This window comes from Acinetobacter sp. PFS20, from assembly GCF_052261015.1.
Classification (GTDB): domain Bacteria; phylum Pseudomonadota; class Gammaproteobacteria; order Pseudomonadales; family Moraxellaceae; genus Acinetobacter.
Map to the genome: position 1 here is coordinate 3,275,891 of NZ_JBPVZE010000001.1, position 26,535 is coordinate 3,302,425.

The 26,535-nt window shown below is 36.1% G+C and carries 30 protein-coding genes and 1 pseudogene; 10 read left to right on the top strand and 21 right to left on the bottom strand.

Annotated features, from left to right (window positions below; all coding sequences use genetic code 11):
* Window positions 1–232 precede the first annotated feature (232 nt).
* Window positions 233–1,711, bottom strand: coding sequence for a multidrug efflux MFS transporter AmvA (amvA, locus tag ACS125_RS15480; protein WP_443273161.1), 1,479 nt, complete (start codon window positions 1,709–1,711; stop codon window positions 233–235).
* 125 nt (window positions 1,712–1,836) lie between these two features.
* On the opposite strand from amvA, the gene ACS125_RS15485 reads away from it, so the two are divergent.
* Window positions 1,837–2,415: a TetR family transcriptional regulator gene (locus ACS125_RS15485; protein WP_081173442.1), complete on the top strand. Its 579-nt coding sequence runs from the start codon at window positions 1,837–1,839 to the stop codon at window positions 2,413–2,415.
* A gap of 47 nt (window positions 2,416–2,462) precedes the next feature.
* On the opposite strand, the gene ACS125_RS15490 is transcribed toward ACS125_RS15485, so the two are convergent.
* From ACS125_RS15490 to ACS125_RS15500, 3 genes are all read right to left on the bottom strand, one after another.
* On the bottom strand, window positions 2,463–3,722 hold the full coding sequence (locus ACS125_RS15490; protein ID WP_443273164.1) for a serine hydrolase domain-containing protein: 1,260 nt from the start codon (window positions 3,720–3,722) through the stop codon (window positions 2,463–2,465).
* Window positions 3,723–3,793: 71 nt separating this feature from the next.
* Entirely contained in the window at window positions 3,794–4,648 is an 855-nt protein-coding gene (locus ACS125_RS15495; protein ID WP_151963065.1) for a MaoC family dehydratase, read from the bottom strand.
* A 74-nt stretch (window positions 4,649–4,722) separates the two neighbouring features.
* The gene (locus tag ACS125_RS15500; protein WP_443273166.1) at window positions 4,723–6,114 is read right to left on the bottom strand and encodes a 3-oxoacyl-ACP reductase; all 1,392 of its coding nucleotides are present in this window, start codon (window positions 6,112–6,114) and stop codon (window positions 4,723–4,725) included.
* Between the two features lie 235 nt (window positions 6,115–6,349).
* Here ACS125_RS15500 and ACS125_RS15505 point away from each other — a divergent pair, with 235 nt between their 5' ends.
* The gene (locus ACS125_RS15505) at window positions 6,350–7,921 is read left to right on the top strand and encodes an acetyl-CoA C-acetyltransferase (protein WP_443273168.1); all 1,572 of its coding nucleotides are present in this window, start codon (window positions 6,350–6,352) and stop codon (window positions 7,919–7,921) included.
* Window positions 7,922–7,986: 65 nt separating this feature from the next.
* Here the strand turns inward: ACS125_RS15505 and aceI are convergent, their stop codons facing one another.
* Window positions 7,987–8,421: a chlorhexidine efflux PACE transporter AceI gene (gene aceI, locus ACS125_RS15510; protein WP_005073799.1), complete on the bottom strand. Its 435-nt coding sequence runs from the start codon at window positions 8,419–8,421 to the stop codon at window positions 7,987–7,989.
* A 90-nt stretch (window positions 8,422–8,511) separates the two neighbouring features.
* Between aceI and ACS125_RS15515 the strand changes: the two genes are divergently transcribed.
* The 3 genes from ACS125_RS15515 to leuE all read left to right on the top strand — a co-directional run bounded on the left by ACS125_RS15515 (window position 8,512) and on the right by leuE (window position 11,250).
* Window positions 8,512–9,405, top strand: coding sequence for a LysR family transcriptional regulator (locus ACS125_RS15515; RefSeq protein WP_004791696.1), 894 nt, complete (start codon window positions 8,512–8,514; stop codon window positions 9,403–9,405).
* 131 nt (window positions 9,406–9,536) lie between these two features.
* Window positions 9,537–10,526 (top strand): transaldolase, encoded by a 990-nt coding sequence (gene tal / locus ACS125_RS15520; protein WP_443273171.1) that lies wholly within the window; start codon window positions 9,537–9,539, stop codon window positions 10,524–10,526.
* Window positions 10,527–10,599: 73 nt separating this feature from the next.
* Entirely contained in the window at window positions 10,600–11,250 is a 651-nt protein-coding gene (gene leuE, locus ACS125_RS15525) for a leucine efflux protein LeuE (protein ID WP_174739738.1), read from the top strand.
* A 51-nt stretch (window positions 11,251–11,301) separates the two neighbouring features.
* On the opposite strand, the gene ACS125_RS15530 is transcribed toward leuE, so the two are convergent.
* Window positions 11,302–11,775, bottom strand: a complete 474-nt coding sequence (locus ACS125_RS15530) for an Lrp/AsnC family transcriptional regulator (protein WP_004791690.1) — start codon at window positions 11,773–11,775, stop codon at window positions 11,302–11,304.
* 186 nt (window positions 11,776–11,961) lie between these two features.
* Between ACS125_RS15530 and ACS125_RS15535 the strand changes: the two genes are divergently transcribed.
* Window positions 11,962–13,137, top strand: a complete 1,176-nt coding sequence (locus ACS125_RS15535; RefSeq protein ID WP_443273174.1) for a benzoate/H(+) symporter BenE family transporter — start codon at window positions 11,962–11,964, stop codon at window positions 13,135–13,137.
* A 56-nt stretch (window positions 13,138–13,193) separates the two neighbouring features.
* Here ACS125_RS15535 and ACS125_RS15540 read toward each other — a convergent pair whose 3' ends face one another.
* The 3 genes from ACS125_RS15540 to ACS125_RS15550 all read right to left on the bottom strand — a co-directional run bounded on the left by ACS125_RS15540 (window position 13,194) and on the right by ACS125_RS15550 (window position 14,475).
* Window positions 13,194–13,637, bottom strand: coding sequence for an RDD family protein (locus tag ACS125_RS15540; RefSeq protein ID WP_443273176.1), 444 nt, complete (start codon window positions 13,635–13,637; stop codon window positions 13,194–13,196).
* 261 nt (window positions 13,638–13,898) lie between these two features.
* Complete coding sequence (locus tag ACS125_RS15545; RefSeq protein ID WP_151963068.1) at window positions 13,899–14,072, bottom strand: hypothetical protein; 174 nt, start codon at window positions 14,070–14,072, stop codon at window positions 13,899–13,901.
* Window positions 14,073–14,247: 175 nt separating this feature from the next.
* Window positions 14,248–14,475, bottom strand: coding sequence for a hypothetical protein (locus ACS125_RS15550; RefSeq protein WP_004791683.1), 228 nt, complete (start codon window positions 14,473–14,475; stop codon window positions 14,248–14,250).
* Window positions 14,476–14,765: 290 nt separating this feature from the next.
* Between ACS125_RS15550 and ACS125_RS15555 the strand changes: the two genes are divergently transcribed.
* Together ACS125_RS15555 and ACS125_RS15560 are read left to right on the top strand one after the other, a co-directional pair.
* A complete protein-coding gene (locus ACS125_RS15555) occupies window positions 14,766–15,209 on the top strand; it encodes a universal stress protein (RefSeq protein ID WP_005306472.1) in 444 nt (147 codons plus the stop codon).
* 259 nt (window positions 15,210–15,468) lie between these two features.
* Complete coding sequence (locus ACS125_RS15560; RefSeq protein WP_443273179.1) at window positions 15,469–17,055, top strand: ATP-binding cassette domain-containing protein; 1,587 nt, start codon at window positions 15,469–15,471, stop codon at window positions 17,053–17,055.
* Between the two features lie 65 nt (window positions 17,056–17,120).
* On the opposite strand, the gene ACS125_RS15565 is transcribed toward ACS125_RS15560, so the two are convergent.
* The 3 genes and pseudogenes from ACS125_RS15565 to ACS125_RS15575 all read right to left on the bottom strand — a co-directional run bounded on the left by ACS125_RS15565 (window position 17,121) and on the right by ACS125_RS15575 (window position 18,831).
* Window positions 17,121–17,549 (bottom strand): DNA breaking-rejoining protein, encoded by a 429-nt coding sequence (locus ACS125_RS15565; protein ID WP_151963069.1) that lies wholly within the window; start codon window positions 17,547–17,549, stop codon window positions 17,121–17,123.
* A gap of 22 nt (window positions 17,550–17,571) precedes the next feature.
* A pseudogene (locus ACS125_RS15570) lies at window positions 17,572–17,670 on the bottom strand (hypothetical protein); the annotation flags it as partial.
* Between the two features lie 48 nt (window positions 17,671–17,718).
* Window positions 17,719–18,831: an OmpW/AlkL family protein gene (locus ACS125_RS15575; protein ID WP_174732789.1), complete on the bottom strand. Its 1,113-nt coding sequence runs from the start codon at window positions 18,829–18,831 to the stop codon at window positions 17,719–17,721.
* 382 nt (window positions 18,832–19,213) lie between these two features.
* Between ACS125_RS15575 and ACS125_RS15580 the strand changes: the two genes are divergently transcribed.
* Window positions 19,214–19,720 (top strand): GNAT family N-acetyltransferase, encoded by a 507-nt coding sequence (locus ACS125_RS15580; protein WP_443273182.1) that lies wholly within the window; start codon window positions 19,214–19,216, stop codon window positions 19,718–19,720.
* A gap of 87 nt (window positions 19,721–19,807) precedes the next feature.
* Here the strand turns inward: ACS125_RS15580 and ACS125_RS15585 are convergent, their stop codons facing one another.
* From ACS125_RS15585 to ACS125_RS15605, 5 genes are all read right to left on the bottom strand, one after another.
* On the bottom strand, window positions 19,808–20,170 hold the full coding sequence (locus tag ACS125_RS15585; protein ID WP_107880893.1) for a NirD/YgiW/YdeI family stress tolerance protein: 363 nt from the start codon (window positions 20,168–20,170) through the stop codon (window positions 19,808–19,810).
* A 110-nt stretch (window positions 20,171–20,280) separates the two neighbouring features.
* A complete protein-coding gene (gene alaE, locus ACS125_RS15590) occupies window positions 20,281–20,712 on the bottom strand; it encodes an L-alanine exporter AlaE (RefSeq protein ID WP_174732749.1) in 432 nt (143 codons plus the stop codon).
* A gap of 87 nt (window positions 20,713–20,799) precedes the next feature.
* Complete coding sequence (locus ACS125_RS15595; RefSeq protein WP_049836941.1) at window positions 20,800–21,087, bottom strand: hypothetical protein; 288 nt, start codon at window positions 21,085–21,087, stop codon at window positions 20,800–20,802.
* 273 nt (window positions 21,088–21,360) lie between these two features.
* A complete protein-coding gene (locus ACS125_RS15600; protein WP_004791664.1) occupies window positions 21,361–21,492 on the bottom strand; it encodes a hypothetical protein in 132 nt (43 codons plus the stop codon).
* A 151-nt stretch (window positions 21,493–21,643) separates the two neighbouring features.
* Window positions 21,644–22,513, bottom strand: a complete 870-nt coding sequence (locus tag ACS125_RS15605) for a LysR family transcriptional regulator (RefSeq protein WP_443273186.1) — start codon at window positions 22,511–22,513, stop codon at window positions 21,644–21,646.
* A gap of 225 nt (window positions 22,514–22,738) precedes the next feature.
* Here ACS125_RS15605 and ACS125_RS15610 point away from each other — a divergent pair, with 225 nt between their 5' ends.
* Window positions 22,739–23,593 carry a DMT family transporter gene (locus ACS125_RS15610; protein ID WP_443273188.1) on the top strand — a complete coding sequence of 285 codons (855 nt, stop codon included), beginning with the start codon at window positions 22,739–22,741 and terminating at the stop codon, window positions 23,591–23,593.
* Between the two features lie 53 nt (window positions 23,594–23,646).
* Here ACS125_RS15610 and ACS125_RS15615 read toward each other — a convergent pair whose 3' ends face one another.
* From ACS125_RS15615 to ACS125_RS15630, 4 genes are all read right to left on the bottom strand, one after another.
* Window positions 23,647–23,910, bottom strand: a complete 264-nt coding sequence (locus ACS125_RS15615; protein WP_004791659.1) for a hypothetical protein — start codon at window positions 23,908–23,910, stop codon at window positions 23,647–23,649.
* Window positions 23,911–24,071: 161 nt separating this feature from the next.
* The gene (locus tag ACS125_RS15620; RefSeq protein WP_443273190.1) at window positions 24,072–25,178 is read right to left on the bottom strand and encodes a minor capsid protein; all 1,107 of its coding nucleotides are present in this window, start codon (window positions 25,176–25,178) and stop codon (window positions 24,072–24,074) included.
* Between the two features lie 159 nt (window positions 25,179–25,337).
* Window positions 25,338–25,580, bottom strand: a complete 243-nt coding sequence (locus ACS125_RS15625) for a hypothetical protein (RefSeq protein WP_238612963.1) — start codon at window positions 25,578–25,580, stop codon at window positions 25,338–25,340.
* 544 nt (window positions 25,581–26,124) lie between these two features.
* Window positions 26,125–26,439 (bottom strand): winged helix-turn-helix transcriptional regulator, encoded by a 315-nt coding sequence (locus ACS125_RS15630; RefSeq protein WP_004791654.1) that lies wholly within the window; start codon window positions 26,437–26,439, stop codon window positions 26,125–26,127.
* Window positions 26,440–26,535: the final 96 nt, after the last annotated feature.

Consider the following 26,535-nt stretch of genomic DNA (forward strand, 5'->3'; position numbering starts at 1 on the left):
TTTTCGCATAGCAGGTTAACAAACCATTTTTTTACAGTCAATTTTCGATCAATTCATTTTTCATTAAATTTCAATAACATGAATATTGAATCATTTTGAAATAAAAACATGAAACCTATTAAAGAATAGTTTGTTTATGAGAATTAAATAACCAATTTTCGATATGAAGAAAATATTAAAAAAGATATTTAAGGATAAAAAGAAAGATAGTCTCTCTTTTTATCCTTTAGTTTTAATTTACTTTCTTAGGAAAACTAAACCAGACAAATACAGTTAGCAGGAAGAAACAAATGGCGGAGATTGTAAGCACCCAACTATGCGCATAGCTAAAAGCTTGCTGCGCAACCGCAACTAACTGCTCGCCCAAAGGTTTTTCGAGGCTAGCTGCTAACTGCATGGTTTCACCAATCGAGATACTGGCTTTCTCAATTAAGTTCGACGGAAGCTCTGCTGGCAAAATAATTGAGCGACTATAAAACCAAGACAACATTAACCCGAAAATAGCGACACCTAAACCAGCTCCAAGTTCATAGGCCATACCTTCAATCGCCCCTGCTGCACTTGCCTTTTGAGGTGGGACGGATGACATAATGGCGGCAGTTGAAGCCAGTAAGGCAATTTCAATGCTAAAGCCTAAAAAGACCATACACGTCCACGCTAAAAAATGATCGGTCGAAAAGTTAAGCTGGGCAAGCCCCCATAGACTAAATCCACTTATTAAAATACCAACAGTAGATACAAGTCTAAGCCCCCATTTATTTAAACAGATTCCGGCTAATGGACCACCTAAACTAATCGCGATCATGAATGGAATAATAAACATGGCTGCCTGTAATGGTGAAAACCCATGTACAAACTGCAACTCTTGAGACAAGAGTAATTCAAAGCCAACCAAAGCAATCATGGAAACAACAGCCATAACAATGCTGGTAGAAATCACTGGATGTTTAAATAACTCCAAATCAATCATTGGCGTGGTCGTTCTTTTTTGGCTTCGAATGAAGTGGATTAAAGTACTTATTCCAACCACAAACATCACAACCGTAAGCATCGAGAAGTTGTACATCGCCGATTTGATTGAATAGATGAGGCTTAAAATGGCTACAACTAAAATTAAAGCTTGCCCTAAATTAATTGGCTGATCAGTTTTCTCTTGTTGTTTAGGAATGATCATCGCGATCATGACCAAAACCACTAAAATAATCGGTATATTAATGAGGAACACGGCTCCCCAATGAAAATGTTCTAGTACAAAACCACCAACCAATGGACCAAAAGCTGCTCCACCACCACCCACTGTAGACCAAAGACCAAGTGCAAAATTTCTCTGCTTCTCTTCGGTAAAAGCATTACGAATGCCTGATAAAGTGGCAGGAATAAGCATCGCTGCCCCTAACCCCAAAACAGCACGTGAAGCAATTAAGGCATAAGCGGTTGGAGAAAAAGCCGCAGCTAAGGAACCAACTCCAAAAATTGCAGTTCCAATAAATAATAATTTTTTAAAGCCAATACGATCACCAAGTGCACCCATCGGCAAAATCAAACCCGCCATAATCAGTGAATAAATATCAATGACCCATAAAAGCTGATTGGCAGTTAAATTCAATGCTGCACTTAAAGATGGTGTTGCAACATGCATCACCGTTGCATCAATCGTAACGGGTAAATATATAAGGACGATAATTGTCAGGATTAACCATTTTTTTTGCATAACGCTCTTCAATATCCAAAACTTGGACATGTGTTCAAATTGTGGTTATTATATACACAATTGGACACTTGTCCAACTTTTAAATTTAATGTAATTTGTGTCGAATTCAGTCAGGTGAAACAAACATGGCCTATCTTAATCGCGATCAACGCAGAGAAATGATTCTGCAAGCCGCCATGCAAGTTGCTTTGGCTGAAGGTTTTGCAGCCATGACAGTACGTCGAATCGCAACAGAAGCACAAACCTCTACCGGACAAGTTCACCACCACTTTTCTTCAGCATCTCATTTAAAAGCTGAAGCCTTTTTAAAGCTGATGGAACAGCTTGATGAAATTGAACAAACTCTCCAAACAACCAGCCAATTTCAAAGAATCTTCATTTTATTGGGTGCAGAAAACATCGATAGACTTCAGCCTTATTTACGATTATGGAATGAAGCTGAACTCTTAATTGAACAAGATATTGAAATACGAAAAGCTTATAACCTTGCTATGCAGAGTTGGCATGAAACGATTGTGCAGGCCATTGAATATGGCAAACAAGAAGGTGAATTTAAAAACATATCCAACTCAACAGACATTGCGTGGCGACTCATTGCGTTTGTCTGCGGATTAGAAGGTATTTATCAACTTGGATTACAAGGTTTAGCTGAGGAAGACTTCAAGCGCCATACCGAAGCGATTATTCGCTTAGAATTATTATAAGTATTGGGCTGGTATTGCTTAAAAATACCAGCTTTAAAATACTAAAATTAGAACCAACCTTTACGGCCTTTTAAAATTTGGTCGGTACACCGTAAGGCTTCTTGAGTCAGCCCCCACAAACGGTAATCGCCCGTGATTGAACCAATTTGAAAGTTATGAGTATAGGCAAAACTCAGGTCGCGCTCAGGATCGCACCACGCTCCTGAACCATTGTAACCAATATGTCCAAAGCCATTTTTAGCGCGTTTACCCATGGTAATAATGCGGTGATATCCTAAGCGCCAATTCATCGGAATTGGCATGACACGATCACGTGCATAACTTTGAATGGTACTGAGCTCTTTAAATATTTCTGGGCGAATAACTTGCTGTCCATCCCATTCACCGTGATTTGCCAGCATCGCATAAATTTTAGCAAGACTATTTGCAGTAAACGTGCCGTTCGCCGCTGGAATGACTGCTTGTAACCCTTCATCACTAAAGAAACTAAAATGCTTCATTCCTTTTGGAATCATGGCATCCTGAAAATCTTGCGGATCTTGCCCCGTCCACGTAATCATTTTTTCAGAGAGTGAACTCTTGCGTGCTTGAGGCTTTTTAGGTTTTTCAACTTGGGGAGCCGCTGGTTTTTCAGGTTTGGGTTGAATAATTAAACGTGCTACACGGTCTAGCTCACTTGCAGGTGTACCAAAATAAGCGCCGTCTAACTGCAAAGGCTCAACGAGATATTTTTGCATGAGCTGATCTAAAGATTGACCAGTTGCTTTTTCAAGTACTCCACCGACAAGCCAGCCAAATGTTAAAGCTTGATAAGCATTGCCCTCTCCTGCAAGGAATCTAGGCTTAGTCGCTGCAATCACAGTTAACATATGAGACCAGTCGAGCATTTCTCTTGCACTTTCGATAATATTTCGAACATCAAACATACCGCTTTGATGACTTAGCACATGACGTAAAGTCATTTGCTCTTTACCATTTTGAGCAAACTCAGGCCAATAAGTCGCAATCGGTTTGTCGTATTCTAAAAAACCTTCACTTACTAAAATATGCGCTAAAGTTGCGAGTACGCCTTTACCTGTAGAGTAGCAAACTGCCAAAGTTTCAGGTTGCCAAGCTTCATTTTGTGATTTTAGACCGGTGTAGATATCTACAACTTTCTGGCCTCTAAAATAAACCGCTAATGCAGCTCCACCTTGTCCGGTTCTAGCATCTTGAAGACGGCTGAACTGGTGAGCTAAATCAATAAAACGTTCATCTAAAATACCGTGATAGTTATGGGTATCGGCCAGTAAAATTTGTTTAATCACATGAAGTTCCTTGCATTTTTTGTTATTTTGCTCAAAAGCAGCCCAAACATCTGTTCAGGCTGCTGATATTTTTATAATGCTTTTACAGTTCCTGCAACATGCGGTTTTTGTGATTTGGCATTACGAATCAAGAAATCAGTCTTTTTATCTGCATTTGCAGTTAAGAACTCAACTTTTGACGGTAAGAACATTGGTAGCTTAAACCATACATCTGCTTCATAAGCATTTGGTAATTCAAGGTTCGCTAGTGCTTTAGCTTTGCTCCACATGCCATGTGCAATTGCTTGCTTAAAGCCAAATGCTTTTGCTGTAATAGCATGAATATGAATTAAGTTAAAATCACCAGACACTTTCGCATAACGGCGGCCTGTGTTTTCTAAAATATTCCACTCAGCCTTTGGAACATAAGCTGGTGCTTGTTCTTCTTTGGCTTTCTCACCCACTCTTTTCTCAACTTTTTGGCGAGATAAATAAGTCGTTAAGCCTTCCATTACCACTTCATTGCCAACTTTAGCCGTGGTAATAAAGTCAAACTGAACACCTTTATCATGCGGTTTTAGTTCCCCAAATTTACATGACAGAGTGAGTTTTTCAGTCACACCAATCGGTCTAGTTTGTTTAATCTGGTTACGGATATGAACTAAACCTAAAATTGGAAATGGGAATGCTTCTGCTGTCATCATGTGCATTTGCAAGCTTTGAGAAAGCACAGCCAAATAAATTGCGGGTACAAAGCCATTGTTTTTAAAGCCACATACTTCGTTATAAGCTTTGAGATGACTCTGATCAATTTCTAGACTATCAACCACATATTCAACTTGCGGTAAGATTTTTGGCCCTTTAGGCTTTTTAAAAATTAAACCTTGTACCACTTTTGGATAAGCCAATGCCGCTTTTGGTAGCTGGCTAAAATGACGAGTATTCATACCTAACCTTTTATAATTTATAGATTTTTGAATAAAAAAGGGATGCACAAGCACCCCTTTTTAGCTAAAAGTGCTTAAGCGCCCAACAAGCTTTGACCACACACACGTACAACGTTGCCATTTACGCCTGTAGAAGCAGTTGATGCAAACCATGCAATCGTTTCTGCTACATCAACAGGTAAACCACCTTGTTGCATTGAGTTCATACGGCGACCAGCTTCACGAATTGCAAATGGAATCGCAGCAGTCATTTGAGTTTCAATAAAGCCAGGTGCTACTGCGTTAATGGTAATACCATCTTTTAATATAGGTGCAGTAAATTTCACCAGACCAATCACACCAGCTTTAGATGCAGCGTAGTTGGTTTGACCAAGGTTACCAGCAATACCACTAATTGATGATACACAAACAATGCGACCATTTGCATTTAGACCATCGTTTTCTAACAAGTAGTCATTTACACGTTCAGCAGCAGACAAGTTAATGTTAATTACTAAGTCCCAAAGCTCTGGCTTCATGTTTGCCAAAGTTTTGTCACGAGTAATACCTGCGTTATGAACGATAATATCTAAACCGCCTTGTTTTGCCGCAGCAGTTTTAATTTTTTCGCCAGCATCAGCAGCAGTAATGTCAATTGCCAATGTAGAACCACCAATGTCAGCAGCTACACGGTCAAGGTCAGCTTGTTGTTGTGGTACGTCTAAACAGATAACGTGAGCGCCATCACGTGCAAGCACATGTGCAATTGCCTCACCAATACCACGGCTCGCACCAGTTACTAATGCAGTTTTACCAGCAAGCGGTTTTGCCCAATCAACATCAACCACATCTGCTTTAGACACACGAACAACTTGACCAGACACATAAGCTGAACGTGGAGAAAGTAAGAAACGTAAAGTTGATTCAAGGTTTGCAGCAGCGCCTTCATCAGCATAGACAACTTGAGCAGTAATACCCTTTTTAAATTCTTTACCTACAGATTTGATAAAGCCTTCAAGTGCACGCTGAGCAATCGCTTGTTTTACAGTTTTTGCAGTTTCAGGAGTTGTACCAATGACAATAACACGACCAGAAGTCGCAACTTGACGTGCAATCGGGTTAAAGAATTTATAAAGTTCGTTTAACTGTTCTGAGTTTTGAATACCAGAAGCATCAAATACGACTGCTTTGAATTTTGATTCTTTGTCGCCTGCATTAAATGGGCGTAAATTTAAACCAACTTTTGCAGCTTCTTGTTGTAATGCAACATTATTGCCTACATAGCTGTCAGCATGAATATTGCTAAGTACTTGTGCAATCGCACCAGACAATACACTTGACGGCGCTGCGCCAACCAATACTGCACCATTCACTACTGGCTGAGCACTTTCAAAACGCTCTAATGCAACTGGTGATGGTAAACCCAGATTTTTAACAACGAATTTACCAATAGGAGATTGTGTAAATGCTTGGTATTGATCAGTCATGATTATTATCTCTCAAAGAAATGAATTTTCTACGACAGGCTTCATTATGTTATGAGATGAATAGCAACAATATGAAATCAGTCGTTCATTAGAGTTACTCCAAATCATACTTGAGTTCATCTTTGGATGTCTTGACCTGAATGCTATCTACAATGTCATTCTAGTCAATACAGGTCTATTTGAATTGTGTTAATGTAGCTTATAAGAATATCGTTAATATGCTTGGAAAAGCCTTATGAGCAAGACAACTCAAGAAAATCCAGCAGTCGAGAATTCTGCTGAGGAAAAAGTGTCAAATACATCAAAGCCGGCTTTTAACACGGCTAAGCGTAACAGCACAACTCCTAAAGCAGCAACTAATACTCCAAAAACGACACGTACTCGTTCAACGACTGCACCTGCACGTAGCCCTCGTAATAAGAGCGCTGCTACAGCAACCTCATCTACATCTTCTAATAATGTAGTTGCAGCACCAAAAGCAACAAAAACCAAAACTTCTGTTCAACAGGATAAAACCATGAGCCAAAACACTGTTCGCCGCGTTGCAATTATTGGTGGCAACCGTATTCCATTTGCACGTTCAAATACTGCTTATTTTAAAGCGTCTAATTCTGACATGCTGACAGCAGCATTGAATGGTTTGGTTGAGCGCTTTAACTTACAAGGTAAGCGTATTGGTGAAGTCGTTGCGGGTGCTGTTTTAAAACATAGCCGTGACTTCAATATGACTCGTGAAGTTGTATTGAGCACAGATCTTGCTCCTGAAACTCCTGCTTATGACATTCAAATTGCTTGTGGTACAGGTTTACAAGCTGCTTTTGTTGTTGCAAACAAAATTGCACTTGGTCAAATCGATGTAGGTATTGCAGGTGGTGTAGACACAACTTCTGACGCGCCGATTGCTGTAGGTGATGGTTTACGTAAAGTTTTACTTGAGCTCAATGTTGCTAAGACTGGTAAAGATCGTCTTAAAGCATTAACAAAAATTGATTTTAAAAAACTACTTGATGCACCAAGCAATGGTGAACCACGTACTGGCCTTTCAATGGGTGAGCATCAAGCAATCACTGCATTAGAATGGGGTATTACTCGCGAAGCGCAAGACGAATTAGCTGCAAGCAGCCATCAAAAACTTGCTGCTGCTTATGAACGTGGTTTCTTTGATGACTTAATCACTCCATTCTTAGGTCTTAACCGTGACAACAACTTACGTGCAGACAGCACAATTGAAAAACTTGCTAAATTGAAACCAGTTTTCGGTAAAGGCGAAACTGCGACAATGACAGCAGGTAACTCAACTCCGTTAACTGATGGTGCTTCTGTTGTCTTGCTTGCTTCTGAAGAATGGGCAAAAGAAAATGGCCATGAAGTTTTAGCTTACCTTTCTTTCTCTGAAACAGCAGCTGTTGACTTCATTGGTAAAAATGGTCCTAAAGAAGGCTTATTGATGGCTCCTGCTTATGCAGTACCTCGTATGCTTAAGCGTGCAAACCTTAAACTTCAAGATTTTGATTTCTACGAAATTCATGAAGCATTCGCATCTCAAGTGTTGTCTACATTGAAAGCTTGGGAAGATGAAAAATTCTGTAAAGAACGTCTTGGTTTAGATGCACCTTTAGGTTCAATTGATCGCTCTAAACTGAACGTAAATGGTTCATCTTTAGGTGCAGGCCATCCATTTGCTGCAACTGGTGGCCGTATTTTAGCAACTGCTGCTAAATTGATTAATCAAAAAGGTTCAGGCCGTGCATTAATCTCGATCTGTACAGCAGGTGGTGAAGGCGTTGTAGCAATCGTAGAGAAATAATTTTACGATTCACCTTTAAAAAAAAGCACCCTGATGGGTGCTTTTTTAGTTTAACAACTTAATTTTTAATGCAGTGATGCTGCTTTAGCATCTGGGAAAAACTTATCTTCGATATGGTCATAACACCACTGGAAAATAAAGGTATAAACCAAAATACATAAGGTTAAACCAATATCTAAAATAAGTGCATCAATGACACTCATCTGAAGCATATATGCAATCATCGGTACTGTTGCAATCAACAAGCCGCCTTCAAAACCAATGGCATGTAAAATCCGAACAGGGATCGTTCTTTCCCAATTATATTTATGCTCTACTTTTTCGAAATAGTGGTTAAAAATCATATTCCAGAAAACTGAAACAACTGCCATAAACACACCGAGTGTTCCGGTTACATCCATTGGCATATCAAAAATAAAACTTAATGCAATCGCAATGATGACCAATAAAATTCCTTCATAACTGATTGCATGAATGAGCCTTCTCTTGGAAATCAACATTTTTAAATACTCAATAATAACTTGGATAATGTGCATTTTATTTTTATAATATTGATTAATCCAATCAGGTTCTTTCAGTTTTTTTGACAGATGAATATTAATCAAGAACAACTACTCATGTTTCAGGCCGTGATTGAAACAGGCTCTTTTTCAGCAGCAGCGCGAAAACTGGGTAAAGTCCCCTCTGCTGTAAGCATGTCTATTGCCAACTTAGAAATTGATCTAAACCTGACTTTATTTGACCGTAAAGGCCGTGAACCCGTCCCTACTGACGAAGCACGGGTATTATACGAAAAGACATCTCAACTTTTAATTGAGATGAATCAATGGAAACAACACGCTCACGCGTTAAGTACAGGGTTAGAAGCCAATTTAACTCTTGTGATTGTCTCTGAACTTTTACACACCAATTGGACCGACTATATTTGTCTTTTAGAGAGCCGCTTTCCAGACCTACAAATTAATATTGTGTCTGCCCCTCAAGAAGATGCACTTCAAATGCTATTAGATGGCTCTGCCCAACTTGCACTGATGTTTGAACGCGAACACCTAGATAACAGAGAACAATTTGTAGAACTTAAACGTGAAGCTTTAATTCCGGTAATTTCAAATAGCCATCCCCTCGCAAGCCAAAATCAGGTTTCTTATGAACAAATCCTTACTACACGACAAATTGTAGTTGCAAGCCGAGATGAGACTTTAAAACCTGAATTGCTATTTTCGAAACATTACTGGCGTACAGACAACCACCACTCTGCTTGTTTAATGATTTTACGCAATCTAGGTTGGGGTGTTCTTCCTCAAGAAATGTTTAAAGAAAACCCTGAATTAAAAAACAAGCTTAAAGTATTGGATTTATTAGATTTCACTCCAAGATTTGAATATTACGTCGACTTAGTATGGAGCCGTGAAAGTGAACTCGGTGCGGCTGCTAGATTTCTGATTGAATATATCCGTAAGCAACGAATGCAACAGACACCTTAAAATTATTTCAATTGAGATGCAGAACCTAAACGTTTTTCTTTGAAATATAACAATTGATATATCGACAGCATGAATAGACTTTGTGCTATAAAAGAAAACATAAGATTTATTACTGAAGATGTTGAATATCAATGACTCATACAGCACTTGACCAATTAAAAACATTAACGACCGTTGTTGCCGATAGTAGTGACCTTGATGCAATTCGTAAATTTCGTCCATTAGACGCGACGACAAACCCTTCGTTGATTACGGCAGCAGCAGAACAACCTGAAAGTAAAGAGCTGATTGAAGATGCTTATTATCAAGCCAAAGAAGAAGGCTATAGCAACGATGAGTTAATCGAAAGAACGATTGATATTTTGACTGTAAAATTTGGCGTAGAAATTTTAAAACTCATTGAAGGTCGTGTTTCTACAGAAGTTGATGCTTCACTTTCATACAACACTGAAGCAACCATTAAAAAAGCACATGAATTATGTGAACTTTACAAAGGTTATGGTATTGATCAGTCACGTATTCTGATTAAAATCGCGTCAACTTGGGAAGGTATTCAAGCTGCTAAAGTACTCGAAGCTGAAGGAATTGCTTGCAACCTCACTCTCCTTTTCGGTTTACATCAAGCTCAAGCTTGTGCAGATGCTAAAGTAACTTTAATTTCACCATTTGTAGGCCGTATTTTAGACTGGTACAAAAAGGCCGAAGGTGTAGACGCTTACCCAATCGAAAAAGACCCAGGTGTGGTTTCAGTTAAGAAAATCTACACTTACTACAAACAGCAAAATATTCCTACTCAAGTGATGGGTGCGAGCTTCCGTAGCATTGATCAAGTGCTTGGTCTTGCAGGATGCGATTTGCTAACGATCTCTCCTGGTCTACTTACTCAGCTTGAACAAGATACGCGTACAGTTGATGCGGCACTTGATGCCTCTGAAGCAAAACAAGCAGAAGCGATTGTTCGACCAGCGCAAGATGAACAAAGCTTTAAAGATGAACTTAATCATGACTTAATGGCATTCCAACTTTTACAAGGTGGTGTTGATGGCTTTATTAAAGCTCGTGACCAATTAAGTTTTTTATTACGTCAATCTTTCGGAATTGATGCGGAAATTAAACCTTAAAAAACTGCACTTTTCATACAAAATCACCGATTTTTGTTATCATGGCAAAAATCGGTTTTTTATTGGGTTTCTCGTGTTCGGCATAACAGATCTAACAACATATATTATTGGTACATTCCTAATTGTGTTATTGCCAGGGCCCAACTCTCTTTATGTGATGTCAATTGCTTCACGTTACGGCATTAAAACCGGATATATGGGCGCATTGGGTATTTTTACCGGCGATCTCATTTTAATGTTGTGTACCGTACTAGGAGCTGCATCTCTACTTAAAGCATTTCCATGGGTATTTGTTATTCTTAAATTAACAGGTGCACTTTACCTATCTTATTTAGGCTTTAAACTCTTACAAGGTAGTATTCAAAGGTGGAAACAACGTAATCAACCACAACCAGAAATGGCTGATTTACCCGCTTTAGATAAAATTCATCCTTATAAAACCGCCTTAAGTATTAGTTTACTTAACCCTAAAGCAATTTTATTTTTCCTATCTTTCTTTGTTCAATTTGTTGAACCCGACTATGCCTATCCTGCTCTAAGCTTTTTAATTTTAGCGGTTATTTTACAGGTGATTAGTTTTAGCTATTTAACGGCATTAATCTTCTCTGGAATTAAACTTTCAGCATTTTTTAAACAAAACCATAAAATTGCTGCGAGTAGTATTTTTTTAGTCGGAATTCTATTCTTCGGATTTGGTCTAAAACTAGCAACCTCAACAATCTAATCATCGTTACCTATCCGTTTATGCACTATAAAGTTAAAACATGATGAGCTGTTAAAATGCCAGCATGCCATCTGTTTTAACCTCATTGAGCACAAAAAATGTTCTGACTTGTCTTACTCCAGGTAAGGCAATAATCTTTTCACTATGGAATCGGTTAAACGCAGCTAAATCTTTAACACGAATTTTTAGAAAATAATCGACCTCTCCCGCCACCAGATAACACTCTAGAACATTTTCCAAATCACCTGATGCTTGTTCAAATGCCTGAAAGCTATCAGGCGTTGAGCGATCTAAAACCACACCAACGAGTACTACCGTATCACGTTGCACCATGCTCGGATTGATCCGAGCACGCACATCTAGAATTGCTCCAATCTTAAAAAGACGCTGAGTATGATTCCAACAAGATGAAGTACTTATGCCTACGAGCTTAGCCAATTCGGCATTACTTAAGCGTCCATTTTCTTGTAATGCACGCATAATTTTCAATTCGAGTGGTGATAAATTCTCAGCTTGCTCTTCCATAAAACAATATTCCAAATTTAGTGTTATTTATGGAAGGAATAATATCATTATTCGACATTTTAAAAATATTATTTCCATTTTAGGTTAAAAATAGAAAGCACCTTTTTTAAAAAAATTGTTAGATTTAGCGAGCTGAAAGTAAAGGCAGAAACATATTAATTTTTCAGGGATTTAGAACATTTAGCTATGCAAAAGATTCTTCAAGATTTTTCTATTCCAGCCGTATTCGCGGGTTTCATTACCTTTCTTATTGGTATTAGTGTTTCGGCTATTTTAGTGATACAGGCTGCCCAAGCTTTAGGTGCTTCACCTGAACAAATTACCTCATGGTTTTGGGCTTTAGGTTTGGGTCTTGGTTTATCAGGACTTATTCTTTCATGGAAATTTAAATACCCTGTAGCAACTGCATGGTCAACCGCTGGTCTCGCTTTAATTATTGCAACTGGCGGTGGATATAGCATAAATGAAGCAATTGGTGCTTTTTTAGTGGTTGGTTTACTGACTGCGATTTTAGGTTTTTCAGGAATTTTCCAAAAAGCGCTTTCCTATATTCCGCAAAGCTTAACTAGTGCCATGCTTGCAGGCGTTTTACTCAAATTTGGTATTTCACTTTTCGCCAGTTTACAAAATGATTGGGCATTCGTTTTATCTTTGCTCGTCATTTATATCATTACAAAAAGATTATGGCCGCGTTATAGCATCGTGTTCACAGCACTTGCTGGTGTTGTGCTCTGCCCTGTATTTTTAGAATTTCATATGCCTACGCTTCACTGGTCTTTGGCTAAACCTGTTTGGATTAGTCCTGTCTTTAGCTGGTCGGCTCTTTTGGGCTTAGCCTTACCTCTTTTTGTGATTAGTATGGCTTCGCAGTATTTACCCGGAATTGCCATGATCAAAAGTTACGGCTATAAACCACATGTTAACCAACTGATTGGCTGGACTGGTTTAACCCAAGTTTTGCTTGCACCTTTTGGTTGCTATAGCGTCAATATTGCTGCGATTAGTGCAGCTGTATGCCTTGACGATCAAGTTCATCCTGACCCAAGTAAACGTTATATTGCTGGCATGAGCTCTGGTTTTTTCTATGCATTGATGGGACTATTTGCAGCAACACTCACAAGCTTACTCATGTCTTTCCCTCATATTTTTATTGTAGCTTTAGCTGGCATCGCATTACTTGGTACCATTAGCCATAACATTGCGCTTGCCTTTGGCCCTGTTGAAGACCGTGAAGCCGCATTATTTACCTTCTTATGCAGTGCTTCGGGCATTCAATTTTTTGGTATTGGTTCAGCATTTTGGGGTCTGATTGTCGGTCTGATTGTATTTGTAGTACTTAAATTTAAGGTTAAAAAAAGTTAATAAAAAAGCGTTCATAGCCCCATTTTTAATGCTATGAACGCTTTTGAATCTTATTTTTATAACTCTCTTACTACCACTGATTTTGCCATTTTGTCATGCCAGCCTTGTTTTTTAGCATCAAATGCCACCCAAAAAAGACCAATACCAAACACTAAAATTGACGGAATATAGCCAACATATCGAATAATACTCTGCGTAACTGTTAGCTTATTACCTGTTTTTTCATCTAAAACTTTTAATCGCATCAAACGCTTACCTGGAGTACCTGCAAAATACAGCCAACATGAAACTGAATACAATAAAGGAAATGCATAGTTCACAATCAAATCGAACCAATAATTTTGTGGCTTAGCACTTAAACCTGTTGCAAAGACTAAGTCGTAATCCCCTTGATAAAAAATCCATGCTGCAGGAATAATAGCCAAAAAAAGAATAAGAGTATCAATGATCATTGCACCAAATCTTAACCAGAACCCTGCATACTCATACTTATAAGTCATGCTCACCTCGCTTTGTTATTGTTTAATAGCTAAAAACGCTTTTACAATTTTACTTTTATCCTAAATGAAACTTTTTTATTTTTAAATACTTAAATAAATTTAAAATATTCTACTTTTATATTTTATTGTAATAATGCTGATCAAAAAAACGTTATTGCATCAATATTCATCAAAAAACTAATATTTTTAGAACTGAATTTTTTCATTTCAGTTCTATTGGAACAATATTACAGGAAATTAAAATATAAAATCATATTATATTTATTTCCAAAATAGAATATCTAATTTAAATTCTTTTTTTAATAATAATGCTGCAAATAATAGAGCTAATCCAATAACAATTAAAAAAACACTTAAAGTGACTAATCCATAAACAATAGCTACACTGCCTAATATAGTTAAAACATAAAATATAATTACACTGAATGTTGGCATTTCAATTTATTCCACTACTTAAAATAAAAGCAATTTATTCTATCGAGTTTATAAACGATTGCTGTTTTCAAATGTTGGCTACACTATTAATTTGTATCATCATACAATAATCATGTTATTAAATATATTTAGTGTTACTTTGCTTTAATAACAAGTGATGAAGTTCACATAATTTTTATTTAATTTCAAAATAATGTTTTTCAGTGACAAGTTTAATTTTTAGATTTTTATATAAGCGTTCTTTTGAATCTTCAAGTGAAGGAACAACTTTTTCTGCAAATTTATCTTCGGTCATCAATCTGGCATAAGTTTTATAACCGATAACTAACTTTTCGGGTTCTTTGCCTGTTTGACGGAACTCTTCAATAAGTTTATTAACTTTCTTTGCTGTTAAATCAGCCATCTTCCTCACTCTCCCCTTAATTCACTATTTTGTTATACGTTTTCTATATGACAGAAAGATGAACAGTAATTTTTTGTAATTTTCATGTAAATATTATCGATTCTTTAGCAATGCCACCTAAACACCATCTCAACCAATAAAAAAATAAACACAAATATATGATTTAAAATAAATTTATTTAATTTCTCTTTCCAATGACTGAATAGATGTTTACCGTGAATGAAATATGTTAATCTTTAATTAATAAATGCTTCATACATATAACAACTGTAAATAAGAGGAATAACATTATGAATTACCAACATATTATTGTACCAGTCGATGGTTCGGAAATTTCTTTAGCGGCAGCAAGACAAGCAGCTCATATTGCAAAAGCATTTGGGAGCAAATTGACCGCTATTAGCTTAGTTGCGGTAGATCCTTTTAGCGGGGTAGATTTTTATTACATCTCACCTGTTGTAAAAGATTATTTTGTTGAAGCACGAGCAAATGCAGAAAAAACACTCGCAACTGTAAAAGCTTTATGTGCCGAAGAAGGTATTGATGCCGAAACTCAAATCATCCAAGGTGAAATTTCTTCAGATGGTATTTTAAAAGCTGTAGAAGACTTAGGTTCCGATTTGATTGTGATTGGTTCTCATGGTCGCAAAGGCTTCCAAAAACTTATTTTGGGTAGCTTTGCTCAAGATGTTTTAAACAGTACCAAAATTCAGGTATTGGTTGTAAAAGAATAAACTTTTTAGATGTAAAAAAACCCAATCCAACGATTGGGTTTTTTAATAAAATAAATTGCATAAATTTTACACTAATCAAAAATCCAGCTAGAATAGTTTCTTATTCTTCCAATTTCGTGAGTCACGCCAATGAAGTAAGTCTTTTTTCTCATCAATTTTTCTTTTTTTGATGTGCAAAATAGACTATTTTTTGTGATTTAACGTCTCTGCTTAAAACTACTTTCCTATTTTGTACATCCTGTATTTATGAGGTTTTTTTATGACTCAGCAGGCATGTGTAATATCACAACTCTCTTTAGAATTTCCATCTAAAGTCATGTTTCAACAACTAAATTTTAATCTTGAACCGCATCAAGTATCTGCTTTAATTGGCCGTAATGGTCAAGGCAAATCTTTGCTTATGCAAATGTTAAATCAGACGCTTAAATCAGATTTAGTTCTGACATCTGGGCAAATATCTTGGCATGTAAAGCATGCATATTTACCTCAATTGCATCGTTTGACAGCACTGACCATTGCCGAAGCATTAGATATCTTAGATATTTATCACGCTTATAAAAGAGTTGAACAAGGTGTTGCCAACTTCGATGATTATGATTTGTTAGACGGTAAATGGGATCTGCCAACCTTATGGAATAATTTATTGGAGTCTACGGGTTTACCAACAGATTTAGACTTTCCAGTGAAAAATCTAAGCGAAGGTCAAAAAACCAAATTGGCATTAAGCTGTTTATTTCTAAAATCAGATCACTACTTGCTACTTGATGAACCTAGTAATCATCTAGATCAGCAATCTAGAAAATGGTTAATTGATCATTTGAGGAAACACCCAGCAGGTGCGCTTATCATTAGTCATGATCGTAGTTTACTGAATGAAGTAGACCATATTTATCATTTGAATGAACATGGGTTACATCACACAGCGGGAAACTATGAAAAATTTTATGGCCAGTACCAAATTCATGTTGCAGCTTTAGAGCAATCTGTTCAACAAGGCCAACGCGACGTTAAACACATGAAGCAAAAGCAGCATGAAGTATTAATGAAAGCTCAAAAACGTGAACGTGCTGGCAATAAGTTAAGAGAATCAAATTCTCAAGCCAAAATTTTGCTCGACTTTAAAAAGGAACAAGCAGGCCAAAGTATTGCTGCTATACAGTCTCAGCACCAACGACAAATTTCGAACAGTCAAAATGATTTAACAGACAAAAAAATGCGTCTTGAAACCGTCAAGCCACAACAGTTTGTCTTCCCCACTTTTCACAAGAAATCTGGAGAAATTCTTCGCATTAAAAAACTTAAACTGAAATATGGAACGCAAAAACCCATAGATTTAGCGGTACAGGCAGCCGAAAAAATTCACGTAACCGGTCAAAATGGTATTGGTAAATCGACACTACTCAAAGCAATTCAAGCTCAAAACAAACAGCCATGTGACAGCATTCACTTATTTGTAGAGTGCTTTTATCTGGACCAAAACTTTAGCTTTTTATGTGATGAAATGACGGTGATTGAAAATCTAACCCACCTGAATAGTGAGCTTTCAGAACTAGAATGGCGAAATCTATTAGGTCAACTTCGAATTCGAGGTGATAAAGGTACACAACTTTTATCTCAGCTCAGTGGTGGTGAAAAACTCAAAGTAGCCTTATTGGCGCTTAGCCAGATACATCCTACCCCTGAACTCTTGTTATTAGATGAACCAGAAAATCATTTAGATATTGAATCTAGAGAACTATTAGCTACCGCTATTCAAAGCTATGAAGGCGCTGTATTACTCATTTCACATGATCAAACTTTTGTTGAAAGTTGTGCTATTCATGAGTCTTTTTCTTTAGCCGATTAATCTTTATTGATGTCTTTTTCAAATTTACTAGTTCTCTTTTGAGAACTAGTAAATTCTAGCAACCATTATTTTTTTACTTTATTTAATATTTCAATTTCTAAATTATATGTCACAGTTTTATTTTTACGAGCACTATTTCGCATTTGATAAACTTGAACAATATAATCTCCATCAACTGGTAAAGTAAGTTCACCTTTAGATCCTACAGTTGAACCAATTAATAATGCCTTATCCTTGCCGGGCTTTTTACCTGGGGCAAAAATATTAACATAGGCTAAATTACCAAGACTATTAATATTGAATTTCAATATTTGACCATTCTTTGCATAAACTCTATATCTCACATCATCATAACTATGAAATTTTCCAGTTAATGTGGTATGAGTAGAACCTTGTAAAAAATTAACTTTTTGCTCAACATTTTTAGCTAAAACTGTGAATGATGCAGTTGAAATTAGCGTAGATAACAATAAAGTTTTAATGATTTTTTTCAATTTATAATCCTCAAAAATATTTTTAAATTATTATATTAAAATATTTTTTATAGAGTTTTACTTTATGTATGAGTTTAACAAGTAGTAGTTATTTTTTATAATTAGTAACAAATAAGGTATCTCAAAGTTTAAATATGATTAACTCCGAGATACCCTTTTTTAAAAAATATTAGAATCGATAACCTACCCCTAAATAGGTAATCAGTGGGTCAATATCAACTTTTGTTGTGGCATGTATTAAGCGAGTCCCCGTATTTTGATTGATGACATCAATTTGGGCATTGTTACTTAACTTTGCATAAGACACAGAAGCTACCGTATACCATGAATCATTAAAATCATAGGTAAAACCAGCGGTAAAAATAGGCGCTATCGAATCATCTGCATCGACATTAACGACCATTTTTCCACTCGATTCTTTTCGGTCTAAAGCCGCTCCAGCTTTGCCATCCAACACGTTTTGGATCATATGGCCTGCAGACACTAAATCAGAACGAATTCCATCGTTGAGTTTAATATCATTAAAATGAGCATACATTAAACCCACTCCAACATACGGTCTAAACTTATTTACCCCACTTTTACCAAACTGATATTGTGCTTCTATGGTTGGCGTCCATGCTCGAATAGTTGCAGCTTTAGATTTATTGCCTAGGTTGGTAATAGGAATCGCCTGACCTAAAGTAAAGCCATCAGGGAAAAGGTATTTCACTAAGTCATTAGGAGACATTGCGATTCCACTTAACGGTGCTAGGATCTCTCCTTTTCCTTTAACATCAACTTTAGGTGGAATTCCGCCAATAAATTGTAAAGACACATTGTCATTCAGATAATAGTTAAATGTTAAACCTAATGTGTCTACATCATCGACTTCTAGTCCCGCATCTTGCTGTTGCCAGTTTTCCAATCCCTCAATTCGTGCTGTACCAGCAACTTCAGCTAGAATATTACCCTTACCATCGGTAAGTTGCTCTTGGATTTCGGGTTGGGCTAGAAACTCTGTAAGGGTTTCTTTTAAATTCCAAACCTCTCCACCCATATCAGTCATAGTGGCATTGGGATCAATAGAGTTTAAAAAACTTGTTGTTGAAATAGTGCCGACTTTAGCTTCTGTTCCATTTTTAACTGCGGTATTAATATTAAATGGATTAGCTTTACCCTGTGGCATTACATGTAGCCAACCAGCAGAGACAGAGAATCTTTTAAATTCCTGCGCATAACTCATGCTTGTGATTACAGATAATGAACTCAATATTGCTATTTTTATTACTCTTTTTTTCATTTTTATTCCATCCTAGAAATATATTGCTGATTTTGCAATATAGATATGGAATATAGCCAAGTTGCCTTTTTTATCAATCAGTATAATTTTTAAACCAAATTGATTTAGATAAATTTATCAATTTATCTCTTTAATTACATGAAATAGTTATCCAATTTTTCTGACGAATGACATAATTAAAATTAAAAACAATTTAACGAACGGTAAAATAACTAAATAGAATTAGTCTTATTTGACTAGCTGTTATGCTTGAGTTATTTAAATTAGAATCTAACTAGACTTTTAATTTTCGTTTATAGACATTTCAATAAAAACCTACGAAGAGAGCTTATCTAAAGAAGTTACCTCGTATAGCTAATCAATAAATCTGGAAGAATTTTTAATGAATATTATTATTCGTGATGAACAAAATGAGGATATCGAAGCGATCGAAAACCTAACTAAAGCAGCTTTTCAAAATGCTGAGCACACGAGTCATACCGAACATTTTATTGTTAATAGTTTAAGAAACCACGGTCAACTCACTATTTCTCTGGTGGCAGTTGAAGACGGTTCTATTATCGGGCATGTTGCTATTTCTCCAGTTCAAATAAGTTCAGGGGAAATAGGTTGGTATGGTTTAGGCCCTATTTCAGTTCATCCAGATAAACAAGGGCTGGGTATTGGTTCCCTTCTGATGAATAAATCACTAGAAAAATTAAAAAACTTAGGTGCAAAAGGATGTGTTTTATTAGGTGATCCCAACTATTACAGCCGCTTTGGTTTTAAAAACTATCCTGAGCTAATTTTACCTGATGTACCGAGTGAGTATTTCCAAGCCTTAAGCTTCTCAGGTCATTTTGCTAAAGGCTATGTAAACTATCATGAGGCATTTAATGCAACGCAATAATAAAAATTATTATCTTTCAAAAGAAAACTCCTAAAATAGGAGTTTTCTTTTTTTACTTTGAACACTATTGATATAAATAATCTAGTTTTATTTAATACGCTCAATCTTAAAAACTTCAATATCGGTAGGCTTAACTCGATGTGTATCTACCTCTCCTACAATACGCACTTTATCCCCAGCTTTTAGTTGTAGAGGCTTCCACAAGTCATCATCAATATCAATTACAATCGAACCGGTAGCATCTTTAAACTCGAAATGATCACCAGCAATATGCTTTACGATCGTACCCGTCAAAGTTACTCCAGATTCATCAGCCAAAGTTTTTGCTTTAGATACTGTGACTACATTTTTTGTCGCTTCTTTTATTAATGTAGCATCGGGTTTAGCTAATACCGCATTACTGCCCAATAAAGCCAACCCAGTGAAAGTTGCTAAGAATATTTTTTTCATTACCATGACCTAATTTTTAATGTTCTTAGTTATATAAACAAATTCTTTTAAAGTTATAGATTTAGCTTTTGTGGCTTTTTGTATCTTATAAGAGAGTTTCTTTAATCATGTCATGTAGAAGCACCAAATAATTTACGGCAAAAATTTAGAAAGACTCCATAAGGTCTTCCAGAAACGCTAACAATTAAAAGAATAGAACTGACAGCCGTAACTATCTGCACTAAAGTTGCTCCATTAAAAGCAAGTATCAAAATATAAAGTGGAATCTGGAATGTTAAATTAGCGAATGTGTCTAGCAAAAAGCTTTGTACAGCTGTTTTATGTCTTGCCCATATTTTTTTAAAAATCCAATCGCGATAAAACCCATATGGTCGACCAATCAGTAGAGAAACAGGTATTGCGGTAGCACGTATTTTAAATGTTTGTTCAAGTGTCAGACCCATAATTACTAGTTCAACAAAAGTACCTATGGCTAACGAAAATAGAACCATTGCAAATGTATCTGCAAAGAATTTCTTTAGGTTCTCTTTTGCAACAACCATTTATAGCCTTTAGTTTTGTCATGAATTTACTTAAGAAAGCATGTTTCTTAAGTAAATTAAACCCAGCATTAAAATATAACTTAATTGTTAAGCTACAAGTTGGCCTAAATTCAATAAAATATTTATGGCTTCTGTCTCATCCTCTGTTTGCCCAACAATCATTCTGTCATATGAAATTCCACCAATCTCAATATAAATTTTTGGATGAGGAAGCTGAGGGATATAAACTTTGAGCGGTTGATAAAGAGCAAGAAGATAACCAAATGAATCATAAGGATAATGATCATCTTTTAATGTCTTCTTTATCACCATATAAGTGTTCAGAATATCTAGAATAAAACCATATTCATTTTCAGAATGAAATTTAGCGTCCATACCTACCTCCTTGATTAATTAATATTTTTATAATCAAATTTAAAGGTTAAATTTCTGATCTGATGGTGTTTAAACCAACACACTTTAAATATAGAGTTATATTTAAAGTGATTCATGTTGAATTAAATATATTTAAAACCAAGTATATTAGTCAACATATTTTTGAACAGTGCCATTAAAAATAAATATTTCGAGTTGCAAATCACACTTTAAGATTAAAATAAAAAGATATAAAAAAACCCATCTTACGATGGGTTTCGAAATTCACTTGGATTATGAATCTTTGTCCATTGAATGAGGAGTAGTCGTTTTATCTTGCTGCTTTGTGTCATTTTCACCTTGGCAAGCACTCACACTTAAAGAAATAATGGTAGCTAAACCTAAGGTAGCCATAATTTTTGTCATGTTTCACCTCATGAATTATTCAGATAGTGAGTTAATAAATACTTTTTATTAGTTTTACGATCAGCATAGGTTTCTAGGCTTTTTTGTAGATTTAACGCAAAAATGTAAAGCGCTTTACTTTCACCTTTCAATATTGACTTAAAATTGACTATTAAACATTAACTGAGTGTCTGAGCGTTTTAATGAGTAATTCATATAGGTGGTCTACAGCTTTTGACTCTAAAGAAGACCTACTCCGATAAACAGCAGCCTCCATCGGCTCTAATGGCCCAAGTCCATGATCTGCACCTAATATAGTTAAATGCTCAGGTGCACTGCATTGTGTAAACACAGCAATTGCTAAACCACTTTCAACTGCTGCAATTTGACCAGCCAAACTTGAACTGTTGTATACCACACGGTAACGGCGCCCTTGTAATGCCAAAGAATGAATAGCACTCTTTTTAGCTTGGCTGGTACTTTCGTAAACTGCAATTGGAAGCGGATCTTCTCGCCAGAGTTCAAATTGTGGAGAACCAACCCATACCATTGGTTCATGAAATAACAGTGTTCCTTGACGAGCGTTATCTCTTGAAATTAATGCCAAGTCTATATCACCACTTTCTACTCGTGGAATTAAAGAAGTCGACTGCTCGCAGATCAATTCAATTTCAACACCTCCGTAACGTGGTGCAAAACGTTTAAGTACGGGCGTTAAATATTTAGCAGCATAGTCATCAGGTACTCCAAGGCGTATACGGCCCTTTAATTCATCTCCATGAAATGCCATTTGAGCTTCTGCATGTAAGTCAAGAATTCGGCGCGCATAACCTAAGAGTAGCTGTCCTTGCGACGTTAATTCAATTTGTCGATGTGTTCGTATTAAAAGTTGGCAATGCAGCGCGTCTTCTAGTTTTTTCAGTTGCATGCTAACCGCAGACTGAGAGCGATATAACTCAGGTGCTGCATTCGACAATGAGCCTGTATCTACGACTGTGACAAAACACTTTAACCAATCAATCTGTAAGTTTTTTATATTCATTACGATTTATCTATTCGATTTTCAAATAGTATATAAAAGAATTATGCGCTTTTCTTTATCTATTCTCTCTCCCATACTGAAATTAGAAGAAGTTAAAACAATTCATTTTTCTAAAAGAAGCTATCCGTGAATTGATTAATGTCTGAATAACACGTTAATAGCGACACCTACTAACAATTTCATCACTTCGTATTTCTTAGGTATTACGCACTAGGAGGAGGTTTTATGCGCCTAAATAAACAGATGCTTGCATCACAAAGTGCGACATCTATTTTCGTTTTACTTTGGGGAAGTGCCGCAATTTTTACTCGTTGGGGACTCGATAATGCCTCACCCATAGCCTTATTAATTCTGCGCTTTTCAACTGCTTTAATTGCTCTGTCGGTATTGGCTATTTTTAGAAAACGATTCTTACCCAAGCATGGAACCCGAAAGCAAGTTTTACTAACGGGATTACTCATGATTGCAGGTTATTCAATCTGCTATTTTAAAGCGATGGCTCATGGGGTCACTCCTGGCTTAATGGCCACAATCATGGGAATACAACCCATTTTAACGCTTTGCCTTCTAGAAAAGAGATTACAAAAAGAAAGGCTTTTCGGTTTACTCATTGCTTTAGCTGGACTCATTCTTTTAGTCTGGAAAAGCCTAACAATGTCGTTTATTGCGCCAATCGGCATATTCTTTGCCTTGGCTGCCCTCATCTGTATAACCTTTGGGGCTATCATGCAAAAGAACATTCAACAGGCTCCGACAGATGTCTTACCGCTACAATATATAGTTAGCCTTGTGGTTTGCTTATTTATAGTTCCCTTTGAACATTTTGAAATAACGTGGAATTCGCAACTGATTATTTCAGTCTTATTTCTTGGAATTTTAATTTCTGTAGTTGCGCAGCTTTTACTTTATCGACTTTTAAGTCAGGGCAATATTGTCAACGTGACAAGCCTGTTCTATTTAGTTCCCATTGTTACTGCGCTCTTAGATTTTCTAATTTTAAAAAATACATTACCTCTGGCAGGTTTAATTGGAATGATTGCAATTTTACTAGGCTTATTGCTTGTATTTAAAAAGAAATAACTCATACAAATAATATAGAACCCTCAACTGAGGGTCTTATTCTGAGTAAAAAATTAATCTAAATTTTTCCAGTCTGTACCAATTTGGGCTAATGCTGGAAGCTCATCACTATTAAAAACATTAGAATTACGGTCAATAGCAAATCGATAAATGGGCATAGAATCAGCTTCAGTTTTCTTAAAGAAACTGAAGTTTTCATTAAGATGATAATTCCCCCCTTCTATTGATTTTGTTGCTGTTCCTGAGGGTATATGAGTATAACTTTCACACTCTACTTCAACATTATTTCCGGCAAGATCTTGGTAGGAAAATTTCATGTGTTAATCCTTTCTAAATTTTTATGATTGAGAAAAACTTAACATGCTATCTGGCTAGATTATTGAAACTTTTTTAACTAATTGTTTAAGTGTGTATCTTTGGTTAAAACTAAAAATGTTATTTAAGATAAAAATCCTATTTCAAATGCTTCTGCTCTCACTCATAAATCTAAAAATTTTAAAGCCCGCTCATCAAGTTCTTTAAGTTCCTCAAGGGTATATAACCGCCCCTCTGGATCAAAAAACTTATCAAAATCGAATTGCCCTTCTTTATATAATTTATATCGTTTAGGTCCTAACCATTCTTTTTGAAAGAAATCATCTGTCAGTTTAAAAAACTCTTTAAAAGAAGTATTTGCATCTAGCTGACCAGTTAATTGTTCGCGCTCATCTTTAGGAATATCTTTAAATTTTCTTTCATCCATAATGAAAGCTCGACTACCCACTAGCTGACCATCCTCAAGTGTTGGAACTAAAATGCTGCGGCAATGAGGATGTAAAGGAGGAACTTTTTTTGCCGGATCGTTAAGCTGCCATACTGAACCATCAAGTGAAGCACATGTTTTCGATGTCCTTCCATCAAGAACGCTTACAAATCGGACATATTCAAACTTTAATTGTTTATAGCTATTTAAATATGCCTGATTGGATATATGGCTTCGGATAGTACGTACGGTTCGTTCAATATCTGTTTTAATACTATTGAGTAGCCCATCTTCATATTTAAGACGTTTAGTTCCATGAATACGCTGAATAATTTGGAGGGTTGTAGCGCCAATATTAAGCCCATCTCGAATCGCATATTCAACTCTTTGACGAGCTAGCTCAGCAATTTTAGAGAGTAGTTCATCTACTAATGCTCCACCCGCTAAAGGAACGCGTTTAGCAGCTTTATAGAGTTGCTCGCCTTTTAACTCTTTATGTTGACCACCAAAAATTTTTGACATATATCTGGCTTCATAGAAAGCCAATGCCACAGCAGATATTGTAAAAGTGTCAATGAGAGCTTCATTAATCAAATTAAACCACTGAGAAATTAACGCACGTATCTCTCTTAAATTAGCTGTTGAATAAATTCCACCAGCCAATGCTGCTTTTTCCTTTTCATTTAGCCCATCTAATAAGTTAGCCAACTTAGCAAGCATGGTAACCGTTTCAGAATTAAATAAATTAATAAGTTCGTTGACCGATCTTGATGATGCTCTATATAGATAGGCCTGATGCTGAGTCAGAATATCAAAAAGTGTTTTTTGATGAAGATTAGCCATAAAAATTTACCTCTACAGAAGTGCTTTTTTATTGTTTTGCTATTTATATTTCCAGTATCACTAGATTAAGTTATGACTAACAAGCACACCTACGTAAAGTTATTTAGCTAAATGCTCATCCTTGTAATGCGTTTTTTATAAACGTACCTTAAACCTCATCTAAATAGGATCTTTCTTGCTGAGTAAAACAGCATTACTCGGAATACTTTTAAGTATTTTCTTTTGTTGTTTCAGCCATTCTTTATAAAATTTTTTATCAGATTGTTCCGAAAAGTTATCTTTAGGCTTGTTATAGGAAGCATCACGCATATTTTCAGATCGTACACACGGCCAATTGTTTAATTGGGGTGTCAACACAGCATTACTTACCAATGAAAGCTCTTCTAATCTAATCAAATTCATCTCTACTTCCTTACTTCCCTCTAGCGTCCTCACTCTTCAATTAATTCATACAAAGCTTTATTTTGAATAATCTATAGACGGCTATTGTTTATTCCCTAAACCGATCCAATTAGGGCTACACACAAATAACATGCCTTCAAAAATGCAAAGTGCAAATTTTGTGTATTGATTTATCAAACATGTAAGTTGCTATAGGAATGAATAAATTGAGTTTAAATAGAGTGATGAAGATATTTAGAATGTTTTCTTCTTTGTTGCTTCAATTTCAGATATACTGAACTTAGTATGAGATGAGCCTTATATAGTTCATTGCTAGATCAATGAACGACTAAGCCCTTCGCTTTCGAGCAAGGGCTTTTTTAATGCCTAAAATTTGAGAAAACTTATACTTATATGAACTGTCTGGTCGGCCATCGGTTTGCCTTTATAGATCAGGTCTGTTAGATTGGTCTTGTTCATCAACTCCTATTGTCGATGAATACTGAAGCCTGATTCGTAGCATCAGGCTTTTTTAATGCCTAAAATTTGTATAAATGATCTTGTCTTATCTTACTTTTAGCCAAGTGCCGACTTCTTTTAATACATCAACTAAACCATTTAATTTCTTGCCATCTTCCGTTAATGAGTACTCAACTTTAACAGGAACCTCTGCAAAAACCTCTCTGTTAATAAACCCTTCTTCTTCAAGAAAACGCAATTCTAAAGTTAACATTCTTTGTGAAATATTAGGTATTGCGCGTCTGAGTTCATTAAAGCGCATAGGTCTTTCGATGAGAAATGAAATAATTAACATTCTCCAGCGGCCACCCAATACTGTCATTGCCTCTTCTACAGAACAGCCAGAAATATTATCTTTCATTGCTTAATTAGGTATAAAAAATATACCTATATAACAAAATAGTGCCTAATTTACAATCTATACCTAGTGGTAAATAATAGTTTTTTATCACGAAAA

Bases quoted from the DNA above. Each gene is read 5' to 3' on its own strand.
- ACS125_RS15495 (WP_151963065.1), bottom strand. From the start codon at position 4,648: ATGAATACTCGTCATTTTAGCCAGCTACCAAAAGCGGCATTGGCTTAT.
- ACS125_RS15485 (WP_081173442.1), top strand. From the start codon at position 1,837: ATGGCCTATCTTAATCGCGATCAACGCAGAGAAATGATTCTGCAAGCC.
- ACS125_RS15515 (WP_004791696.1), top strand. From the start codon at position 8,512: ATGAATATTAATCAAGAACAACTACTCATGTTTCAGGCCGTGATTGAA.
- ACS125_RS15500 (WP_443273166.1), bottom strand. From the start codon at position 6,114: ATGACTGATCAATACCAAGCATTTACACAATCTCCTATTGGTAAATTC.
- amvA (WP_443273161.1), bottom strand. From the start codon at position 1,711: ATGCAAAAAAAATGGTTAATCCTGACAATTATCGTCCTTATATATTTA.
- ACS125_RS15625 (WP_238612963.1), bottom strand. From the start codon at position 25,580: ATGAATTTGATTAGATTAGAAGAGCTTTCATTGGTAAGTAATGCTGTG.
- aceI (WP_005073799.1), bottom strand. From the start codon at position 8,421: ATGTTGATTTCCAAGAGAAGGCTCATTCATGCAATCAGTTATGAAGGA.
- ACS125_RS15545 (WP_151963068.1), bottom strand. From the start codon at position 14,072: ATGCCAACATTCAGTGTAATTATATTTTATGTTTTAACTATATTAGGC.
- ACS125_RS15585 (WP_107880893.1), bottom strand. From the start codon at position 20,170: ATGAAAAAAATATTCTTAGCAACTTTCACTGGGTTGGCTTTATTGGGC.
- ACS125_RS15530 (WP_004791690.1), bottom strand. From the start codon at position 11,775: ATGGAAGAGCAAGCTGAGAATTTATCACCACTCGAATTGAAAATTATG.
- ACS125_RS15555 (WP_005306472.1), top strand. From the start codon at position 14,766: ATGAATTACCAACATATTATTGTACCAGTCGATGGTTCGGAAATTTCT.
- ACS125_RS15540 (WP_443273176.1), bottom strand. From the start codon at position 13,637: ATGACTTATAAGTATGAGTATGCAGGGTTCTGGTTAAGATTTGGTGCA.
- ACS125_RS15550 (WP_004791683.1), bottom strand. From the start codon at position 14,475: ATGGCTGATTTAACAGCAAAGAAAGTTAATAAACTTATTGAAGAGTTC.
- ACS125_RS15605 (WP_443273186.1), bottom strand. From the start codon at position 22,513: ATGAATATAAAAAACTTACAGATTGATTGGTTAAAGTGTTTTGTCACA.
- ACS125_RS15575 (WP_174732789.1), bottom strand. From the start codon at position 18,831: ATGAAAAAAAGAGTAATAAAAATAGCAATATTGAGTTCATTATCTGTA.
- ACS125_RS15580 (WP_443273182.1), top strand. From the start codon at position 19,214: ATGAATATTATTATTCGTGATGAACAAAATGAGGATATCGAAGCGATC.
- ACS125_RS15595 (WP_049836941.1), bottom strand. From the start codon at position 21,087: ATGGACGCTAAATTTCATTCTGAAAATGAATATGGTTTTATTCTAGAT.
- ACS125_RS15600 (WP_004791664.1), bottom strand. From the start codon at position 21,492: ATGACAAAAATTATGGCTACCTTAGGTTTAGCTACCATTATTTCTTTA.
- ACS125_RS15620 (WP_443273190.1), bottom strand. From the start codon at position 25,178: ATGGCTAATCTTCATCAAAAAACACTTTTTGATATTCTGACTCAGCAT.
- ACS125_RS15535 (WP_443273174.1), top strand. From the start codon at position 11,962: ATGCAAAAGATTCTTCAAGATTTTTCTATTCCAGCCGTATTCGCGGGT.
- ACS125_RS15615 (WP_004791659.1), bottom strand. From the start codon at position 23,910: ATGAAATTTTCCTACCAAGATCTTGCCGGAAATAATGTTGAAGTAGAG.
- ACS125_RS15630 (WP_004791654.1), bottom strand. From the start codon at position 26,439: ATGAAAGATAATATTTCTGGCTGTTCTGTAGAAGAGGCAATGACAGTA.
- ACS125_RS15505 (WP_443273168.1), top strand. From the start codon at position 6,350: ATGAGCAAGACAACTCAAGAAAATCCAGCAGTCGAGAATTCTGCTGAG.
- tal (WP_443273171.1), top strand. From the start codon at position 9,537: ATGACTCATACAGCACTTGACCAATTAAAAACATTAACGACCGTTGTT.
- alaE (WP_174732749.1), bottom strand. From the start codon at position 20,712: ATGGTTGTTGCAAAAGAGAACCTAAAGAAATTCTTTGCAGATACATTT.
- ACS125_RS15610 (WP_443273188.1), top strand. From the start codon at position 22,739: ATGCGCCTAAATAAACAGATGCTTGCATCACAAAGTGCGACATCTATT.
- ACS125_RS15560 (WP_443273179.1), top strand. From the start codon at position 15,469: ATGACTCAGCAGGCATGTGTAATATCACAACTCTCTTTAGAATTTCCA.